Source organism: Paracoccus marcusii (assembly GCF_028621715.1).
Lineage (GTDB): Bacteria > Pseudomonadota > Alphaproteobacteria > Rhodobacterales > Rhodobacteraceae > Paracoccus > Paracoccus marcusii.
In genome coordinates this window covers 995,942-1,012,097 of the sequence record NZ_CP117466.1, presented here as the reverse complement: position 1 = coordinate 1,012,097, position 16,156 = coordinate 995,942, and the positions used below count along the sequence as shown (strand labels likewise).

Sequence of the window (16,156 nt, the reverse complement as noted above, 5' to 3'; positions counted from 1 at the left end):
GGGCCACGCAATCTGCCAACGAGGTCCAAGCCTATGGCTTATGAAACCATCATCGTGGAGATCGAGGACGAGGTCGCCCTGATCCGGCTGAACCGCCCCGAGGCGCTGAACGCGCTGAACGCCACGCTTCTGGACGAGCTGTCGGCCGCGCTGTCGGATGCCGACCGCAACGACAAGGTCCGCTGCATCGTCCTGACCGGCAGCGAAAAGGCCTTTGCCGCCGGCGCCGACATCAAGGAGATGTCGACCAAGACCTTCGTCGAGGTCTACGAATCCGACCTGTTCGGCGCCCAGATCGAGGCGATCACCCGGGTCCGCAAGCCGATCATCGCCGCCGTCAGCGGATACGCCTTGGGCGGCGGATGCGAACTGGCGATGGTCTGCGACTTCATCATCTGCGCCGAGAACGCCAAGTTCGGCCAGCCCGAGATCAACCTGGGCGTCGTCGCGGGCATCGGCGGCACGCAGCGCCTGACGCGGTTCGTGGGCAAGTCCAAGGCGATGGACATGAACCTGACCGGCCGCTTCATGGACGCCGCAGAGGCCGAGCGGTCCGGTCTGGTCAGCCGCGTCGTGCCCACCCCCAAGCTGATTCCCGAGGCGATGGCCGCCGCGCGCAAGATCGCCGAGAAGTCCCAGATCGCGACCAAGACCGTCAAGGAGGCCGTGAACCGCGCCTATGAGACGACGCTGCGCGAGGGTCTGCTGTTCGAGCGCCGGTCCTTCCATGCGCTGTTCGCGACCGAGGACCAGAAGGAGGGCATGGCCGCCTTCCTGGAAAAGCGCGAGGCGCAGTTCCGCGACAGATAAGGGTTTTCTTTTCGGCAAGGCTGGCCTATACGCCCCGACTTACATGCGTGTGGGCCCGCTTTGGCAAGAATCATGTCCGTCCCGAACAGGGACGGCGCCATGGGGCTTTTGCACGTTCGAAATTTAGACATGCAACTGACCCGATAGGAAGACACCCATGGCCAACACGCCCCAGTCCAAGAAACGCGCCCGCCAGATCGAACGTCGCACTGACGTCAACAAGGCCCGCCGTTCGCGCATCCGCACCTATATCCGCAAGGTCGAAGAGGCCATCGCCTCGGGCAATGCCGATGCGGCCGCGCTGGCGCTGAAGACCGCGCAGCCCGAACTGATGCGCGGCGTGACCAAGGGCGTCGTGCACAAGAACACCGCGTCGCGCAAGATCTCGCGTCTGGCGGCCCGCGTGAAGGCGCTGTCGGCCAACTGATCCACAGGCCCCACGGGGCCCTGAGACACGCGTTCCACGCCCTTCAGGGAACCGGAATACAGCATCGGGTGCAGGCGAAAGCCCTGCGCCCGATTTGCGTTTCTGCACCTGCGACATTTTGAAAAATCGAACGAATTCAAGCAATTCAGAAAATTGTTAATCGAGTCAAAGGCATCGCAGATTCGCTTGGACCAAGTTGCTGTCAAGCGCAGAGTTCGGTTGCAGCTATCCACAAGCTGGGGCTAGTTTCCTCCTTGCGATTCACGTCGCTTGGGGACGGGCCGGGCCCTGTGGACAGATCTTCGGATCCGTCCGGGACGACGGCCGGGCCGCGAAGAACACCTCTTCCGCCTTCGGGTTCACGACATCCGGCTGCCACCGGGTGTCCGGGGACCTGTGTCCAGGACCGAAAACGGGCTGATGCCCCTTGATCGACCGCGTTCGCGGTCGCGGGGGCAGCGTTTTTGCGTGCCACCCGGATGACGTGAATTCTGTCCCGTCGGATCAACCGGCGGGGATTGGGGACAGACGGGAAACGGGACGATGATGGACAAGATCTGGGGTCAGGCATGCGCCGAGCTGGAACAGAGCGTGGGGCCGAACAACTACAACCACTGGATCAAGCCGCTGCGCCTGATGGCGATCGACGACGGGGCCGCGCGATTCGTCAGCCCGACGCGCTTCATCTCTGACTGGGTCGGGCGTCACTTTGCCAAGGACATCATGGCGGTGTTGACCCGCCACGGCGCCCCGGTCGAGCGTCTGCGCTTTGACGTGGGCAGCGCCGCGGCGCGCCCCTCGGCCCAGGCCACGGCCCCCGCGGGCCAGCCGGCCGAGGCGCCGACCACCCGCGCCGCCCGCACCGATCTGGGCGCGCCGCTGGACAGCCGCTTCACCTTCGGGAACTTCATCGTCGGCAAGCCGAACGAGCTGGCCCATGCCGCCGCCCGCCGCGTGGCCGAGGGGGGGCCCGTGGGTTTCAACCCGCTGTTCCTCTATGGCGGCGTGGGCCTGGGCAAGACGCACCTGATGCACGCCATCGCGCATGACTATCAGGCGCGCCACCCGTCGGCGCAGGTCCTGTACCTGTCGGCCGAACAGTTCATGTACCGCTTCGTGCAGGCGCTGCGCGAAAGCTCGATCATGGACTTCAAGAGCATGTTCCGGAACGTGAACATGCTGATGGTCGACGACGTGCAGTTCATCGCCGGCAAGGACAGCACCCAAGAGGAATTCTTCCACACGTTCAACGCGCTGGTCGACCAGGGCAAGCAGATCGTGATCTCGGCCGACCGCGCGCCCGCCGAGATCAAGGGCCTTGAGGAACGCATCAAGTCGCGCCTGTCCTGCGGCCTGATCGTGGACCTGCACCCGACGACGTATGAGCTGCGCCTGGGCATCCTGCAGTCCAAGACGCAGGCCTTTCGCGCCCAGCAGCCCGACCTGGAGATCGGCGCGGGGGTGCTGGAGTTCCTGGCGCATCGCATCACCACCAACGTCCGTGTCCTGGAAGGTGCGCTGCAGCGCCTGTTCGCGCATGCAAGCCTGTTGCGCCGCGAGATCACGCTGGAGGTGGCGCAGGAATGCCTGGCCGACATCCTGCGGACCAACGACCGCAAGATCAACATCGACGACATCCAGCGCAAGGTGGCCGAGCATTACAACATCCGCCTGGCCGACATGATGGGTCCGAAACGCGCCCGCAACGTCGCCCGGCCCCGCCAGATCGCGATGTACCTGTCCAAGCAGCTGACCAGCCGCTCCCTCCCCGAGATCGGCCGCCGCTTCGGCGGACGCGACCACACCACGATCATGCACGGCGTGCGCAAGATCGAGGAGCTCTTGGTCGAGGACAGCGCCATGGTCGAGGACATCGCCGTGCTGAAGCGGATGCTGGAAGCCTGATCACGAAAATCTTGTGACTGCCCGCGCGGGCGGCTACACATCAGGTCCGGCAGGGGCCGCAGAGCCATGGGACAGGGGAAACTGATGAAATTCTCGATCGAGCGCGCCGTTCTGGTCAAGGCCGTGTCGCAGGCCCAGTCGGTCGTGGAACGCCGCAACACCATCCCGATCCTGGCCAACGTGCTGATCGAGGCCACCCCCGAAGGCGTCAGCTTCCGGGCCACCGACCTGGACACCGAGGTCGTGGACCGGGCCGTGGCCCAGGTCGAACGCCCCGGCGCCACCACCGTCAGCGCCGTGATGCTGAACGAGATCGCGCGCAAGCTGCCCGACGGCGCCCTGGTCCAGCTGGCCAGCGACGACGCCTCGGGGCGGCTGTCGGTCCAGGCCGGGCGGTCGTCCTTCAGCCTGGCGACCCTGCCGCGGGCCGATTTCCCGGTCATGGCCACCAGCGAATACAGCGCGAACTTCAAGGCGCCCGCATCGGTGCTGCGCCGGCTGTTCGACAAGTCGAAATTCGCGATCTCGACCGAGGAGACGCGGTACTATCTGAATGGCGTCTACATGCACGTGGCCCAGTCCGAGGACGGCCCCGTCCTGCGCTGCGTGGCGACCGACGGGCACCGCCTGGCCCGGATCGACGCGCCCCTGCCCGCGAACGCGGATGCGATGCCCGGCGTGATCGTGCCCCGCAAGACCGTCGGAGAGCTGCGCAAGCTTCTGGACGACGACGAGGCCGAGATCGCCGTGTCGGTCAGCGAGACCAAGGTCCGCTTTGCCACGCCCACGATCACGCTGACCTCCAAGGTCATCGACGGGACCTTCCCCGATTACAGCCGCGTGATCCCGCAGGGCAACGCCCGCAAGCTGGAGGTGGACGCCGCCGACTTTGCCCGCGCGGTCGACCGCGTGGCGACCGTCAGCAGCGAACGTTCGCGCGCGGTCAAGCTGTCGCTGGACGCGGACCGGCTGGTCCTGTCGGTCAACGCCCCCGATGCCGGCGCCGCCGAGGAGGAGTTGATCGTGGCCTATGCCGACGAGCCGCTGGAGATCGGCTTCAACGCCAAGTACCTGCAGGAGATCGCGGGCCAGGTCGATCGCGACAATGCGGTGTTCCTGTTCAACGGCTCGGGCGACGCCGCCCTGATCCGCGAGGGCAGCGATCTCAGCGCGGTCTATGTCGTCATGCCGATGCGCGTGTGACACTGACGGCGCTGCGGCTGTCCCAGTTCCGGTCCTGGCCGCGGCTGGACCTGTCGCTGGACGCCCGCCCCCTGGCGATCCACGGGCCGAACGGGTCCGGCAAGACAAACATCCTGGAAGCGCTGTCCATGCTGGCGCCGGGCCGCGGACTGCGCGCGGTGGCCGCCCCCGATCAGGCGCGGATGGGCCCCGATGCGGGCTGGCGCCTCCGCGCCACGCTTGGCGATCACGCGGTCGAGACCGCGGCGCCCCCCGGCCAGCCCCGCCATGTCATCCTGGACGACAAGCCCGTGACCCAGACCGCGCTGGCCCGGCTGGTGCGGGTCATCTGGCTGGTGCCCGCGATGGACCGGTTGTGGTCGGACGCACCCGAAGGGCGGCGGCGGTTCCTGGACCGCGTGACCCTGTCGCTGATGCCCGACCACGCGGACCTGGCGCTGGCCTATGACAAGGCCATGCGTGAACGCAACCGCCTGCTGCGCGATCAGATCGGCGATCCCGGCTGGTACCGCGCACTGGAGACGCAGATGGCCGAGGCCGGCGCGGGCCTGACCCGCAACCGCCAGGCGGCCCTGTCCGCCATCATGGCCGCGCAGGACGGCGGCACGGATTTTCCGGCCGCACGCCTGACCCTGCTGGCCCAGGACGGCTTTGCCGACGATGCCGATCCCGCCAGCATTGCGTCGCGCCTGGCCGCGACGCGCCACCGCGACATGGCCGCCGGGCGGACGCTGACCGGGGCGCATCGGGCCGATCTGGGCGCCAGCTGGGGACCGCAGGACATGCCCGCCGCCCAATCCTCGACCGGAGAGCAGAAGGCATTGCTGCTGTCGCTGATCCTGGCCAATGCGCGGGCGCTGTCGGACCAGCCGGTCCTGCTGCTGCTGGACGAGGTCGCGGCGCATCTGGACGCCGACCGGCGCGCGGCCCTTTACGACCGCATCACCGACCTGCCCGCCCAGACCCTGCTGACCGGCACGGGGCCGGAACTGTTCGACGCCTTCGGCCCGCGCGCGCGCAGCCTGGCCGTGACCAAGACCGACGGCGCCTCTGCGGCATGCGAGGCCGCATGACGCTGAGCGTGCAGGCGATCTGGCTGTATGCGGGCGCGCTGGCGGCGATCTGGCTGACGCCCGGCCCGGTCTGGGTGGCGATCATGGCGCGGGGCCTGTCGTCCGGTTGGGCGGGGGTCTGGCCGCTGGCGCTTGGGGTGGCGATCGGGGACATGATCTGGCCTCTGATCGCGATCTTCGGTCTGACGCTGCTGGTGGGCGATCAGGCGGCCCTGCTGTCGGTCCTGCGCTGGATCGCGGTCGCGGTCTTTCTGGGCATGGGCATCGGGCTTTTGCGCCACGCCGGACAGGCCGTGGACAGCGACAGCCGCCTGACCCGGCGTGGTGGGTGGGCGGGCTTCAGCGCGGGCCTGCTGGCCATCGCGGGCAACCCCAAGGCGGCGCTGTTCTATGTCGGCGTGCTGCCCGGTTTCTTCGACGTGGCGCGGCTTACCGGGCGCGATGTGGCGGTGATCGTGGGGATGTCGGGGGCCATTCCGTTCCTGCTAAACCTGGGCATGGGCGCCACTTTGGCCGCGCTGCGCGCCCGTCTGGCGACCCCCGCGGGGCTGCGGCGGATGAACCTGGCATCGGGCTGGCTGCTGATTTTCGTGGGGCTGGTGCTGGGTGCGGGCCAGATCTGGGCAGGCCGGGCATAAAACCCGCCGACGGGGCCGAAAAACCCAGCCAAAGCCGTGACTTTGCCCCTGCGAAGGCCTATATCAAGACATGACGAACAGAAAGCCCGACGCATGACCGACACCGCCGCCCAACCCGCTTTGTACGACGCCGATTCCATCAAGGTTCTCAAGGGTTTGGACGCCGTGCGAAAGCGTCCCGGCATGTATATCGGCGATACCGACGACGGGTCCGGCCTGCACCACATGGTCTATGAGGTCGTGGACAACGGCATCGACGAGGTCCTGGCCGGCCATGCCGACTTCGTGCAGGTCAAGATCCATGCCGACAGCAGCGTCAGCGTGCGCGATAACGGGCGCGGCATCCCGGTCGACATGCATGCCGGAGAGGGCGTCAGCGCGGCCGAGGTTATCATGACCCAGCTGCATGCGGGCGGAAAGTTCGACCAGAACAGCTACAAGGTGTCGGGGGGCCTGCACGGCGTGGGCGTGTCGGTCGTGAACGCCCTGTCCGATTGGCTGGAGCTGCGCATCTGGCGCAACGACAAGGAGCACTTCGTTCGGTTCGAGCGCGGCGACACCGTCAAGTCGCTGGTCGTGGTGGGCGATGCGCCGGGTGAAAGCGGGACCGAAGTGCGCTTCATGGCCTCGGCCAAGACCGTGCATCCGGACGGGACCTTCAGCAACCTGGACTACAGCTTCAAGACGCTGGAGAACCGCCTGCGCGAGCTGGCCTTCCTGAACAGCGGCGTGCGCATCATCCTGGAGGACGAGCGTCATGCCGAGGTCCAGAAGACCGAGCTGTTCTACGAGGGCGGCGTCAAGGAATTCGTGAAATACCTGGACCGGTCCAAGACCGCCGTCATGCCCGAGCCGATCTTCATCACCGGAGAGAAGGGCGGCATCGGCGTCGAGGTCGCGATGTGGTGGAACGACAGCTATCACGAGACCGTCCTGCCCTTCACCAACAACATCCCGCAGCGGGACGGCGGCACGCACATGGCCGGTTTCCGCGGCGCCCTGACCCGCGTGATCGGCAAATACGCGCAGGACAGCGGCATCGCGAAGAAGGAAAAGGTCGACTTCACCGGCGATGACGCGCGCGAGGGGCTGACCTGCGTGCTGTCCGTCAAGGTGCCCGATCCCAAATTCTCCAGCCAGACCAAGGACAAGCTTGTCTCCAGCGAGGTCCGTCCGGCGGTCGAGGGGCTGGTGGGCGAGAAGCTGGCCGAATGGTTCGAGGAGAACCCGACCGAGGCCCGCCAGATCGTCGGCAAGATCATCGAGGCCGCCTTGGCCCGCGAGGCGGCGCGCAAGGCGCGCGAGCTGACGCGGCGCAAGACGGCGATGGACGTGGCATCTCTGCCTGGCAAGCTGGCCGATTGCCAGGAGAAGGACCCGGCGCTGTCCGAGCTGTTCATCGTCGAGGGGGATTCGGCCGGCGGTTCGGCGAAGCAGGGCCGCTCGCGCCAGAACCAGGCCGTCCTGCCGCTGCGCGGCAAGATCCTGAACGTGGAACGCGCGCGGTTCGACCGGATGCTGGGCAGCGACCAGATCGGCACGCTGATCACCGCGCTTGGCACCGGCATCGGGCGCGACGAGTTCAGCCTGAAGAAGCTGCGCTACCATAAGATCGTCATCATGACGGACGCCGACGTCGACGGCGCGCATATCCGCACGCTGCTGCTGACATTCTTCTTCCGGCAGATGCCGGAGCTGATCGAGGGCGGGCATCTCTATATCGCGCAGCCGCCGCTCTACAAGGTCGGGCGCGGCCGGTCCGAGGTCTATCTGAAGAACGAGGCCGCGCTGGAGGATTACCTGATCCAGCAGGGCGTCGAGGGGGCATCGCTGCGCCTGGCCTCGGGCGAGGAGATCACCGGCAACGACCTAGCCCGCGTGGTCGAGGAGGCGCGGGTGGCACGCCGCGTCCTGCGCGCCTATCCGACCCACTACCCGCCCCACATCACCGAACAGGCTGCGATCGCCGGGGCACTGGTTCCCGGCCGTATCGACCAGGACGCCCAAGGCGTGGCCACCGACATCGCCGCCCGCTTGGACCAGATCGCCGAGGAGTACGAGCGCGGCTGGCAGGGACGCCCGACCCAGGATGCCGGCATCCGCCTGTCGCGCACCCTGCGCGGGGTCGAGGAGAACCGCACCCTGGACGGCCAGATGCTGCGCAGCGGCGAGAGCCGCAGGCTGGGCGAGATGACCCAGGCCCTGCAGGACATCTATGCCAAGCCCGCGCGCCTGATCCGCAAGGATCGCGATCAGCCCATTCACGGCCCCCTGGGCCTGCTGCAGGCGGTGTTTCTGGAGGGCGAGAAGGGCCTGTCCCTGCAGCGCTACAAGGGACTGGGAGAGATGAACCCCGAGCAGCTGTGGGAAACCACGCTGGACCCCGTCGCGCGCACCATGCTCCAGGTCCGCATCGAGGACGTGGCCGAGGCCGAGGACCTGTTCACCAAGCTGATGGGCGACGTCGTCGAACCGCGCCGCGAGTTCATCCAGCAGAACGCCCTGAACGTCGAGAACCTGGATACCTGAACGGCCCATGTTGCCCAAAGGTCACTGTCCATGCCCGTCACCGCGTGCAGGGACAGGGGCCAATGCGCGTTTTAATTGATCTTGGGCCGATTCTCTGCGCTGGATTGACCGGACATCATTTGCAGATCGGGCGCAGCCGGTGGGCGCGCCCCAGCTTTTCAGGAGTATCCCCCATGCGCCTCTTTGCTCTCTCCTCCGTCTCGGCCCTGGTTTTGGGGGCAGGCGCTGCCCTTGCCGGGGGCGTGGTGTCGCCCGTCGTTGACGTGGCACCGGTGACGGTGACACCCGTGGCGCCGATCGCCTCGGCATGGGGTGGCGCCTATGTGGGCGGGTCGCTCGGCTATATCTTCGACACCGAGGATCAGGTGGGTTTCTCCGAGGTCATCGACGGCGAGGATGTGGGCCTGATCGGCGGGCTGGGTGATGTCGGCATCTCCGGCGCAACCGCAGGCCTGCAGCTGGGCTATCGCTGGCAGCGCGGCAACTGGGTCTTCGGTCCTGAACTGGGCGTCGAGTTCGGCTCGGTCGACGAAAGCATCGACATCGGCGATCCGCTGCTGGGCCGCGTCGAGAGCGAGATGAAGAACATCGCCACCCTGGTCATCAAGACCGGCTATGCGGTCAACCCGCAGACGCTGGTCTATGGCACCCTGGGCGTCGCCCGCGGTGATTTCGACTATACGCTGAGCACGGGCGACTTCTCGCAGACGCGCGGCTTCACCGCGACGGGTGCCGCGGGCGGCTTGGGCGTGGAGCGCATGATCAACCCGCGCACATCGATCTTCGCCGAATACCAGTACCGCGATTTCGGCAACGAGCGGGTGGAATTCTCGGATGGGATCGACACCCTCTCGACCCGCGCCAGCATGACCATGAGCTGCGTCAAGATCGGTGCGAACTTCCGCTTCTGATCCGACCACTCTGGATGACGGGGCCGGCCGCGATGCGTGCCGGCCCTTTTTCATGCGCGGCGACGCATGCCCACCGGCACCGGCAGGGCGCGCGCCCCGCAAGCGATTGCCAACCCCTGCGGCACCAGCGCGGCCAGCGCCCTGTCCGTGACCTCCAGCCCGCCGGTATAGGCACCGAACGCGGGCAGGATCAGGTGGTCGCGGCCGACCAGGAAACACCGCCGCCGCTGGCCCGCCAACCGGATGCAAGGGTGGTAATGGCCCGACACGTCCGGCCCCTGACCCGCCTCGTGGCGCAGGATCAGGCCGTCGTGCAGGTCCGCCGCGGTATCGCCGGGCAGACGGGGACAGATCGCCCCGGGGTCGTGGTTGCCGCTGACCCAGATCCAGCGCCGGCCCTGGGCCATCGTGCGCAGCCGGTCGCAGACATCGTCGGGCAGCGCGCGCCCCGCCGCGTTGTCGTCGAACCCGTCCCCCAGGCTGACGACCACCGCAGGATCGGTCGCTGCGATCTCCGCCTGGAGGCGGTCCAGCGTCTCCAGCGTCTCATAGGGGGGCAGCAGGGCACCCCCACGCCGCGCCATGCGTTCGGATTTGCCCAGATGCAGGTCGGCCACGATCAGCCAGCGCCGTTCCGGCCAGAACAGCGCACCGGTGGCCCGCGCCTGCAGCGCCTGACCGTCGAAATCGAAAGGGTGAAACGTCACGAAAGCCCTGCCTCTGCCATCAATGCCGCAGCCTCCGCCTCTGCCATGCGCTCGCGTCCCTGTCCCGCGATGGGCACGCGACCCAGTTCCAGCATCAGCGGCGCGGCCAGGGGCGACACACGCTCCAGCATGCGGTGGTCCAGGCGGTCGGTGCGGTCCAGCATTTCCTCGATCCGGCCGAAATCCACAAGCCCCCGGCTGGCCTCGGCCGCGGTGATGCGCAGCATCAGGTGGTCCGGGTCGTACTTGCGCAGCGTGTCATAGAGGATGTCGCTGGAGAACGTCGCCTGCCGCCCCGACTTGCGCGCGCCCGGCAGGTTGCGCTGAATCAGCCCGGCGATGGTCGCCACGTTGCGAAAGCTGCGCTTCATCACCGCATTGCTGGCCAGCCAGTCGCCCAGACCCTCTCGCAGGCCGTCGCGGTCCAGCAAAGGCGCGGGGTCGGTCACCGGGTCCAGCGACCAGATCAGCAGCGCGTAATCGGTGGCCAGGAACCCCAGGGGGGCCAGCCCCGCCTCCTCCATCAGCCGCGTCATCAGCAGGCCCAAGGTCTGCAGCGCATTGCGCCCCGCAAAACCATAGACCGCCAGATGCCAGCGCCCCTGATGGGGGAACGCCTCGGTCAGCAGGGTGCCGGGACGCGGCAGCGCGCTGACCCGCGCCTGCAACGCCAGCCAGTCGCGCGTGTCCGCGGGCAGGCCCGCATGGGCCGCCGGATCGCCGATCAGCGCCAGGACCCGGTGCGACAGCTGCGTCGACGTGGCCAGCTTCATGCCCGAGAAGGTGGCGATGCGGGGTTCCTTGGAGGGCTGTTTCGTGACCTCGACCACCATCTCGCGCAGCGCGTCGTATCGGACCGTCTGCCCGCCGATCAGGAAGGTGTCGCCCGGCGCCAAGGTCGCCGCGAACCCTTCCTCGACCTCGCCCAGGGGAGCGCCGCCGCGTCCGCGAAAGCGGACCTTGAGCATCTCGGCCTCGACGATGGTGCCGATGTTCATGCGCAGGTTTCGTGCCGCGCGCGGGTCGCGCAGGCGCCACAGCCCGTCGCGTTCCATCAGCCGCTGCCAGCGGTCATAGGCCCGCAGCGCATAGCCACCCGTCGCCGCGAACTCCAGGCAGGCGTCGAAATCGGCGCGGGTCAGGTCACGATAGGGCCCGGCGGTGCGGACCTCGGCGAACAGCGCATCGGCGTCAAAAGGCCCCGCGCAGGCGGTCAGCAGGATATGCTGGCACAGCACGTCCAGCGGCCCCGGCCCCCGGTCGTCGCCATCCAGATCGCGTTCGCGCACGGCCTGCAGGGCGGCGACGCATTCGATCACCTCGAACCGGTTTGCGGGCACGATCCGCGCCCGCGACGGCGCGTTATAGCGGTGGTTCGCGCGCCCGATCCGCTGGACCAGCCGCTTGACATTGCGCGGCGCGCCGACCTGGATCACCAGATCCACCGCGCCCCAGTCGATGCCCAGATCCAGGGACCCGGTCGCCACCACCGCGCGCAATTCGCCCGCGGCCATCGCGGCCTCGGTCCGGGCGCGGGCCTCGCGCGAGAGGCTGCCGTGATGCAGGCCGATGGGCAGGTTCGCGTCATTCGCGGCCCAGAGCGCCTGAAAGAACAGCTCGGCCTGGGCGCGGGTGTTGATGAAGATGATCGTGGTCGTGGCCTGCGCCACGGCCTCCAGCACGTCCGGCACGGCGTAATGCCCGCCCGCGCCGGCCCAGGGCGGGGCCTTGGCGGTGGGCAGCATGGCGATGTCGGGGTTGGGGCCGGGATCGGCGTGGATCACGGTGGCACCGCCCATGAAGCGGGCCAGCCGCGACGGGTCCTCGACCGTGGCGGAGAGGCCCGTGACCTGCAGGTCGGGCGCCAGCGTGCGCAGCCGCGACAAAGCCAGCATCAGCTGATCGCCGCGCTTGTTCTCGGCCAGGGCATGCAGCTCGTCCAGCACCACCCGGCGCAGGCCCCCGAAGATCGCGGGCGCCTGTTCATAGGACAGCATCAGGGCCAGCGATTCCGGCGTGGTCAGCAGGATGTCGGGCGGGTCCATGCGCTGGCGGGCGCGCTGGCTGGCGCGGGTGTCGCCGGTGCGATCCTCGATGCGGATGTCCAGGCCCAGATCGGCGACCGGGCGCGACAGGTTGCGCGCGATATCCGCCGTCAGCGCCTTCAAGGGCGAGACGTACAGCGTGTGCATCCCCCGATGCGGCGCGGTCAGATCGACCAGCGAGGGCAGGAACCCCGCCAGCGTCTTGCCGCCCCCGGTCGGCGCGATCAGCAGGCTGTCCTCCCTGGCCTCCAGCAGGGCCAGCTGATGCGGATGCGGCTGCCAGCCCTGCCGGGAGAACCAGTCCTGGAACGCGGGGGGCAGCGTCACGGGATCATGTCCTTCAGCGTCTGCAGCCGGTCGGCCTCGGCGGCGGGCTTGTCCCATCGGATGCGGCTGATGCGGGGAAAGCGCATCGCGACCCCGGACTTGTGGCGCGGAGAGGCGTTCAGCCCCTCGAACGCGACCTCCAGCACCAGCTTGGGCGCAACGGAGCGCACGGGGCCAAAACGTTCGGTGGTGTTGTTCCGAACGAACCGGTCCAACTCGCGCAGCTCTTCATCGGTGAAGCCGAAATAGGCCTTGCCCACGGGCACCAGCGCCTCGCCGTCCCACAGGCCGAAGGTGAAGTCGCTGTAGAAGCCCGACCGCTTGCCATGCCCGCGCTGCGCATAGAGCATCACCGCATCCACCACCATCGGGTCGCGTTTCCACTTGAACCAGGGCCCGCGCGGGCGGCCGCCGACGTAAGGACTGTCGCGGCGCTTGATCATCACGCCTTCGATCACGATCGAGGGCGGGTCGGCGCGCAGGGAGGCAAGATCGTCCCAGGTCTGGAAGGGCAGCAATGGCGACAGGTCGATCCGGTCGCTGCCGAAATCGGCGTCCTCCAGCACCGCGCGCCGCTCCTGATGCGGCAGGTCGCGCAGGTCGCGCCCTTTCCAGATCATCGCGTCATAGACCCGAAGGCCCGCGGGATGGCTGTCCAGCATCGCGCGCCCCACGACCTTGCGGCCCAAACGCTTCTGCAGATCGCCGAAGGGCGCCACGTCGGCGCCCCGCCGGACCAGCAGCTCGCCATCCAGCGCACCGTCGAAGTTCAGCGCCTCCAGCAGGTCGGGAAAGGCCGCGCCCACATCCTCTCCGGTCCGGGAATAGAGGCGCCGGGTGCCGCCGTCGTTGATCGCCTGAACGCGAATGCCGTCCCATTTCCATTCAGCGATGTAATCGCCGGGATCGAAGGCGCGCAGCTGATCGAGATCGACGGGCGTGGACAGCATCACGGGCCGGAAGGGCGCGCGGGCCGCGTGTTCGGGGCGCGCACCCCCCGCGATCCAGTCGAACAGCGGCTGATAGGGGGGCGTCAAGCCGTGCCAAATCTCCTCGATGTCCTTGACCTCGGGGCGGCCCATCTCGGCCAGGGCCATGCGCGCCATGCGGGCGGACAGGCCCACGCGCATGTTTCCCGTGGCCAGCTTCAGGAAGGCCAGTCGCTGAGACGGACCAAGCCGGTCCAGCATCGCGGTGATCGCCGCAGGCAGCCCCGCGCGGCCCGTGTCGCGCAGGAGCGCTACCGCATCCCGCAGGGGCACGTCCTGATCCTGGTCGGTATCCCACAGCAGCGCGATGGTCTCCGCCAGATCGCCCACGAAATCATAGGACATGGCGAACAGCTGTTCGTCCACCCGCCCCGCCATCAGCCCGCGCAACAGGCCCGGCGTCACCGCCCTGAGCTTCAGATCACCGGTCAGCGCGGCCAGCGCATAGCCGCGGTCGGGGTCGGGCGTGGCCTCCAGGTAATGGCGCAGCAGGCGCAGCTTGGCGTTGCGCGCGGCGGTGAAGGCCAGCCGTTCCAGCAGATGGGCAAAAGCCTTCATTCCGGCTCGTCCTCATATCCGATCAGGCGCAGGGGGCGGGACGCGATGCCCTGCAGCTCGCACCAGCGCATCAGCCCGTCCTCGGTCCCGTGGGTGATCCAGACCTCCTGGGGGGCCAGCTCAAGGATGGTCTGTGTGACCTGCGGCCAGTCGACATGGTCGCTGATGACCAGGGGCAGCTCCACCCCCCGCTGCCGCGCCCGCGCGCGCACCGTCATCCAGCCCGAGGCAAAGCCGATGACCGGGTCGCGGAAGCGCTGGACCCAGGCACTGGCAAAGGCCGAGGGCGGCGCGATGACCAGCTGGGCATCGACCTGCTTGGCGGTGGCGGGGACCAGCGGGCCAAGGTCGATCCCTTGTTCCACGTGAAAATCGCACAGGCGTTGCAGCGCGCCGTGGATGGCGATGGGGCCGTCGATCCCGGCCTGGCGTGCCAGCGCGATGACCCGCTGCGCCTTGCCCAGGGCATAGGCGCCGATCAGGTGCGGGCGTTCGGGAAATTCGGCCATGCTGGCGATCAGCTTGGTCATCTCGGTCAGCGGGTCGGGGTGGCGGAAGACCGGCAGGCCGAAGGTCGCCTCGGTCACGAAGATGTCGCAGGGCACCGGCTCATAGGGGGCGCAGACCGGGTTCGGGGCGCGGCAGTAGTCGCCCGAGACGACGATCTTGGGGCCGCGGTCGGGCATCACCGCGATCTGGGCCGAGCCCAGGATATGGCCCGCGGGGTGAAAGCTGACCTGCACGTCGCCAATGCGGGCCACCCCTTGGGCGGCCTGGCGGGTGCCGGTGAAATCCTCGCCATAGCGGATCGCCATGATGTCCAAGGTCTGCTGGGTCGCCATGACGGCCCCATGACCCGCACGGGCGTGGTCGCCATGCCCGTGCGTGATCAGCGCGCGGGGCACCGGGCGGACCGGGTCGATGTAGAAATCGCCGGGCGGGCAATAGAGCCCGGCCTCGGTCGGGTGCAGGATCTGGTCGGGACGCATGGCACCATCATCGCAGGGGTTCGCGCAGGCTCAACGCCGCCGATGGCCGCAGGGGTCCGTCAGCTGGGCGGCGGGCGCTTGACCGGGGGCGCCTTGGACAGCTGCACCGCCAGAATGCCGGCCATGATGACCGCGACGCCGATCACGTCGCCCGCGCCCAGATCCTCGCCCAGGAACAGGGCGGCGGTGGCCACGCCGAAGAAGGGCGTCAGAAAGTGGAACGTTGCCGCGCGCACCGCGCCGATGCGCCCAACCAGCATGAACCACACCCAGGTCGCGACCAGCCCCGGCACGATCACCGTATATAGGAACGCCACGACCAGGCGCGGTGTATAGGTGACGTCCCAGGTCTCGAACCAAGGCGCGATCAGGCCCAGGGTCACGGCGCCGACCAGCATCTGCAGGCCCACGATCATCATCACGTTGCCGCCCGAACTGGCGCCCCGCACGGTCAACGTGGCCACCGCCAGCGCCAGCGCCGCGACGAAGCACATGACGATGCCGGTCAGGTCGCTGCCGCCCTGCAGGCGCGCGCCCATGATGATCGCCACACCAACCACGCCCAGGATCAGGCCGCCCACGCCCATCGGGCGCAGGCGCTCGCCCATCAGGCTCCAGCCCAGGGCGGCCACCATCAGCGGCATGGTCGCCGCGATGATCGAGGCCAGTCCCGCCTCGATCCACTGCATCGCGGTCCAGTTGAGGCCCAGGTACAGTGCGTTCTGGCACAGCCCCAGGATCAGCACGGCGCGCCACTGCGCCCGCGTCAGGGTGCGCCAGGTCTGCCCCATGGCCAGCGCGATCATCACGCCCACCACGCCCGACAGCGCAAAGCGCAGGGCCAGCGCCATCAGGGGCGGCGCCTCGGTCACGATCATCCGGGTCGAGGTGAAGGCCGAGGCCCACATCACCGCGAAGGCCAGACCCATCAGCAACGCGCGAAGATCCATGGACCAGGCCTTTCTTGCAGGTGATGCAAGACGGCTAACAGAGCACCGCCGTGGGGTGAAGACATAAAGAAAAGGGGCCGTGCCCGATGGCACGA

The 16,156-nt window shown here is 68.2% G+C and carries 13 protein-coding genes; 8 read left to right on the top strand and 5 right to left on the bottom strand.

Features of this window, described 5'->3' with window-relative positions; all coding sequences use genetic code 11:
* The first annotated feature begins 33 nt into the window (after window positions 1–33).
* From PRL19_RS04900 to PRL19_RS04865, 8 genes are all read left to right on the top strand, one after another.
* Entirely contained in the window at window positions 34–810 is a 777-nt protein-coding gene (locus tag PRL19_RS04900; RefSeq protein WP_046000574.1) for an enoyl-CoA hydratase, read from the top strand.
* Between the two features lie 157 nt (window positions 811–967).
* Window positions 968–1,237, top strand: a complete 270-nt coding sequence (gene rpsT / locus PRL19_RS04895; RefSeq protein ID WP_045982305.1) for a 30S ribosomal protein S20 — start codon at window positions 968–970, stop codon at window positions 1,235–1,237.
* A gap of 543 nt (window positions 1,238–1,780) precedes the next feature.
* On the top strand, window positions 1,781–3,142 hold the full coding sequence (gene dnaA / locus PRL19_RS04890; RefSeq protein ID WP_217845144.1) for a chromosomal replication initiator protein DnaA: 1,362 nt from the start codon (window positions 1,781–1,783) through the stop codon (window positions 3,140–3,142).
* An 84-nt stretch (window positions 3,143–3,226) separates the two neighbouring features.
* A complete protein-coding gene (gene dnaN, locus PRL19_RS04885) occupies window positions 3,227–4,345 on the top strand; it encodes a DNA polymerase III subunit beta (RefSeq protein WP_046000572.1) in 1,119 nt (372 codons plus the stop codon).
* Entirely contained in the window at window positions 4,342–5,418 is a 1,077-nt protein-coding gene (recF, locus tag PRL19_RS04880; RefSeq protein WP_273744072.1) for a DNA replication/repair protein RecF, read from the top strand. The genes dnaN and recF overlap by 4 nt, the downstream gene beginning before the upstream one ends.
* Window positions 5,415–6,056 (top strand): LysE family translocator, encoded by a 642-nt coding sequence (locus PRL19_RS04875; protein WP_045982301.1) that lies wholly within the window; start codon window positions 5,415–5,417, stop codon window positions 6,054–6,056. Before recF ends, PRL19_RS04875 begins: the two co-directional genes overlap by 4 nt.
* A gap of 93 nt (window positions 6,057–6,149) precedes the next feature.
* Complete coding sequence (gyrB, locus tag PRL19_RS04870) at window positions 6,150–8,585, top strand: DNA topoisomerase (ATP-hydrolyzing) subunit B (protein WP_045982300.1); 2,436 nt, start codon at window positions 6,150–6,152, stop codon at window positions 8,583–8,585.
* Between the two features lie 173 nt (window positions 8,586–8,758).
* Window positions 8,759–9,496 (top strand): outer membrane protein, encoded by a 738-nt coding sequence (locus tag PRL19_RS04865; protein ID WP_273744071.1) that lies wholly within the window; start codon window positions 8,759–8,761, stop codon window positions 9,494–9,496.
* A 50-nt stretch (window positions 9,497–9,546) separates the two neighbouring features.
* Here the strand turns inward: PRL19_RS04865 and pdeM are convergent, their stop codons facing one another.
* From pdeM to PRL19_RS04840, 5 genes are read right to left on the bottom strand one after another with little or no spacing between them, the layout of a single operon-like run.
* A complete protein-coding gene (pdeM, locus tag PRL19_RS04860) occupies window positions 9,547–10,203 on the bottom strand; it encodes a ligase-associated DNA damage response endonuclease PdeM (protein WP_273744070.1) in 657 nt (218 codons plus the stop codon).
* Complete coding sequence (locus PRL19_RS04855; RefSeq protein WP_273744069.1) at window positions 10,200–12,575, bottom strand: ligase-associated DNA damage response DEXH box helicase; 2,376 nt, start codon at window positions 12,573–12,575, stop codon at window positions 10,200–10,202. Before PRL19_RS04855 ends, pdeM begins: the two co-directional genes overlap by 4 nt.
* Window positions 12,572–14,122 carry a cisplatin damage response ATP-dependent DNA ligase gene (locus tag PRL19_RS04850; RefSeq protein ID WP_273744068.1) on the bottom strand — a complete coding sequence of 517 codons (1,551 nt, stop codon included), beginning with the start codon at window positions 14,120–14,122 and terminating at the stop codon, window positions 12,572–12,574. Before PRL19_RS04850 ends, PRL19_RS04855 begins: the two co-directional genes overlap by 4 nt.
* Window positions 14,119–15,111 carry a ligase-associated DNA damage response exonuclease gene (locus tag PRL19_RS04845; protein ID WP_273744067.1) on the bottom strand — a complete coding sequence of 331 codons (993 nt, stop codon included), beginning with the start codon at window positions 15,109–15,111 and terminating at the stop codon, window positions 14,119–14,121. Before PRL19_RS04845 ends, PRL19_RS04850 begins: the two co-directional genes overlap by 4 nt.
* A gap of 59 nt (window positions 15,112–15,170) precedes the next feature.
* Window positions 15,171–16,061 carry a DMT family transporter gene (locus PRL19_RS04840; RefSeq protein ID WP_046000564.1) on the bottom strand — a complete coding sequence of 297 codons (891 nt, stop codon included), beginning with the start codon at window positions 16,059–16,061 and terminating at the stop codon, window positions 15,171–15,173.
* Window positions 16,062–16,156: the final 95 nt, after the last annotated feature.

Excerpts from the sequence above, each read along its gene's own strand:
- PRL19_RS04900 (WP_046000574.1), top strand. The coding sequence starts at position 34 with ATGGCTTATGAAACCATCATCGTGGAGATCGAGGACGAGGTCGCCCTG.
- rpsT (WP_045982305.1), top strand. The coding sequence starts at position 968 with ATGGCCAACACGCCCCAGTCCAAGAAACGCGCCCGCCAGATCGAACGT.
- dnaA (WP_217845144.1), top strand. The coding sequence starts at position 1,781 with ATGATGGACAAGATCTGGGGTCAGGCATGCGCCGAGCTGGAACAGAGC.
- dnaN (WP_046000572.1), top strand. The coding sequence starts at position 3,227 with ATGAAATTCTCGATCGAGCGCGCCGTTCTGGTCAAGGCCGTGTCGCAG.
- PRL19_RS04875 (WP_045982301.1), top strand. The coding sequence starts at position 5,415 with ATGACGCTGAGCGTGCAGGCGATCTGGCTGTATGCGGGCGCGCTGGCG.
- gyrB (WP_045982300.1), top strand. The coding sequence starts at position 6,150 with ATGACCGACACCGCCGCCCAACCCGCTTTGTACGACGCCGATTCCATC.
- PRL19_RS04865 (WP_273744071.1), top strand. The coding sequence starts at position 8,759 with ATGCGCCTCTTTGCTCTCTCCTCCGTCTCGGCCCTGGTTTTGGGGGCA.
- PRL19_RS04850 (WP_273744068.1), bottom strand. The coding sequence starts at position 14,122 with ATGAAGGCTTTTGCCCATCTGCTGGAACGGCTGGCCTTCACCGCCGCG.
- PRL19_RS04845 (WP_273744067.1), bottom strand. The coding sequence starts at position 15,111 with ATGCGTCCCGACCAGATCCTGCACCCGACCGAGGCCGGGCTCTATTGC.
- PRL19_RS04840 (WP_046000564.1), bottom strand. The coding sequence starts at position 16,061 with ATGGATCTTCGCGCGTTGCTGATGGGTCTGGCCTTCGCGGTGATGTGG.